The sequence below is a fragment of the Actinomadura sp. GC306 genome (assembly GCF_004348665.1).
GTDB lineage: Bacteria > Actinomycetota > Actinomycetes > Streptosporangiales > Streptosporangiaceae > Spirillospora.
On sequence record NZ_SMKM01000462.1, the window covers coordinates 1 to 2,586 of the forward strand.

At 70.5% G+C, this 2,586-nt stretch carries 2 protein-coding genes; one reads left to right on the forward strand and one right to left on the reverse strand.

Features of this window, described 5'->3' with window-relative positions:
• On the forward strand, positions 1 to 1,106 hold a 1,106-nt coding region (locus E1200_RS32590; RefSeq protein WP_131956428.1), incomplete at its 5' end, for an FUSC family protein.
• A gap of 2 nt (positions 1,107 to 1,108) precedes the next feature.
• On the opposite strand, the gene E1200_RS32595 is transcribed toward E1200_RS32590, so the two are convergent.
• Entirely contained in the window at positions 1,109 to 1,588 is a 480-nt protein-coding gene (locus tag E1200_RS32595) for a histidine phosphatase family protein (protein ID WP_131956430.1), read from the reverse strand.
• Between the last annotated feature and the right edge of the window lie 998 nt (positions 1,589 to 2,586).

A 2,586-nucleotide genomic window follows, 5' to 3' on the forward strand; every position in this document is an offset into this window, starting at 1 on the left:
ACCCCACCCCCGTACTGGAACGGGTCCGCAGCGCCGTCCGCACCCGCTCCCCCCGGTTCCGGCAGGTGTCGCGCGTCTACCTGACCGCCCTCGTCACCATGGCCCTCGCCGCCGCGCTGGACCTGCAGTTCGGGCACTGGATGACGATCACCGCGATGCTGAGCCTGCGCGCCACCTACGGCGAGACCGTCGAACGCCTCGTCCAGCGCTTCGGCGGCACCGCCGCCGGATCCGTCATCGCCGCGGTCATCCTCGCCCTCGCCCCCGGCCAGCCCACCATCGCGGTGATCGTCTTCTGCTTCGCCGTCGCCGGGTTCGCGATGCGCGCCGTGAACTACACCTACTGGGCCCTGTTCGGGACGCCGCTGGCGATGATGCTGCTGGAGTTCAGCACCCCGTCCGACTGGCTCACCGCCGGGCAGCGCATCGTCCTCACCCTCGGCGGCACCGTCATCGCCTACCTCGCCGTCCGGCTGCTGTGGCCCGCCGGGCACCTCGAACGCCTGCCCGTCCTCCTCGGCCGCCTCCTCGACCGGCACGCCGACCTCGTCCGCGCCACCGCCGACGTCCTCGCCGGCGAACGCACCCGCCTCCCGCACGACACGATCGTCGCCGCCGAACGCTCCGCCGAGGCCGTCGCCGAGACCCGCACCCGCCTCGGCCACGAACGGCTCCCCGACACCGCGCTGATCACCGAGCTCGGCACCGCCGTCGACGCCGCCCACCGCGTCCGCGACCACCTCATCACCGTCGCCAAACTGTCCCGCGAAGAAGCCGTCGACACCGGCCCCATCCCCGAGATCCTCGACCGCCTCGCCGACCAGCTCGAAGAGACCGCGGAACTACTGGAGGACGAACCCGACCCCAAGGCCGCGACACCCGCCGAAGACCTCGACGACGAACTCGCCGACCTCGACACCCACCTGACCAAGGTCGTCAAACGCCGCCGCGCCGAACTCCGCTCCGGCATCGACCGGGACGAGTTCACCCCGCTCCGGCACGCCCTCCTGCAGGTCTCCGGCACCCGCCACGTCATCCGCCTGCTCCGCGAGGACACCGGCACCGTCATCGACTCGTCACTCCGGGCCGCCGAACCACGACCCTGACGTCAGTCCTTCGGCGCACGCGTGGCGCGAAGCGTCCCCGACCCGGGATGCACGTCCGCCCACGTCCCCGACAACTCGATCACGGCCGCCGCACACGTCGGGAACAGCGCCGGCGCACTGCCCGCGAGATCATAGACGAGCTGATGCACCGACGGATTGTGCCCCACCAGCAGCACCTTCCCGACCTCGTCCGGCGTCCGGCTCACCAGCTCGAGAAGCTCCCGCGAATCGTTGTCGTAGATCCCCGACTCGAAACTCACCTCGGCGCCGACGTCCAGCAACGCCAGCGTCTCCCGCGTCCGCGCCGCCGTGGAACACAACACCAGATCCGGGACGAGCCCCTCCGCCCGCAACCACTCCCCGGCCGCCACCGCATCCCGCCGCCCACGATCATTGAGCGACCGCTCGATGTCCGGCACCCCCAACCCGGCCACGGCCTTGGCATGCCGCAGCACAACGAGCACCGGCGTACCCACGTCCATCATTCCTCCTTCTTATTGCATTGCCCTTGGCGTCGGCCCTGGGGGCCTCCTTCGGCGGGCAATGCGCGCGATCGCTGCATCGCTCCGAACTCGCCTAGCGGCTCGCTGCGCGATCAGGTTTCTCGCAGGCTCGAAACCTGCCTTCGGACGCGATCGCAGGCGTTGGGGTCGTTGCGGGGTTGGCGTGGTGGCTGAGGTCACCGCGCCCGGAAAACCGCCTCCGCTCCGGCGCTGACGCGCCTGGCCTCGCCTCACACAACAGCACGCTCGCCCCACGATCAAGCTTCTCGCACGCTCGAAACCTGCCTCCGGACGCGATCGCAGGCGTCGGGGTCGTCGCAGGGTTGCCGCGGCGGCTGAGGACCCCGCACCCGCAAAACCATCCCCACTGCGGCGCTGACACGCCCGGGCACCCCTAACACCACAGCACGCTCGCCCCACGATCACGCTTCTCGCACGCTCGAAACCTGCCTCCAGACGCGATCGCAAGCGTCGGGGCCGTTGCGGGGTTGCTGCTGCAGCTGAGGTCACCGTGCCCGGGAAACCGTCCCCGCTCCGGCGCTGACGCGCCTGGCCTCGGCTCACACCACAGCACGCTCGCCCCACGATCAGGCTTCTCGCACGCTCGAAACCTGCCTCCAGACGCGATCGCAAGCGTTGAGGTCGTTGCGGGGTTGCTGCTGCGGCTGAGGTCACCGTGCCCGGGAAACCATCCCCGCTGCGGCGCTGACGCGCCTGGCCTCGCCTCACACCACAGCACGCGCGCTCCGCGATCAGGCTTTTCGCCGGCTTGGGGTCTGCCTTTGGTGGCCCCTTGGGCGTCGAGGTCGGTGCGGGGGTGCCGTGGTGGTTGAGGTTTGTGGGTCCATCACAGAGCCTGCCTCGCCCGCTGGCCGCACGGTCGTCATCTTGAGCCCGGGGTGCACAGCCGAGTGGCAGGGCGCTGTCTGGTTGTGGAGGGGCTGGCGTTATCTGGTGGCTCGTGGGCTCGGAACGCC

Excerpts from the sequence above, each read along its gene's own strand:
- E1200_RS32595 (WP_131956430.1), bottom strand. The coding sequence starts at position 1,588 with ATGGACGTGGGTACGCCGGTGCTCGTTGTGCTGCGGCATGCCAAGGCC.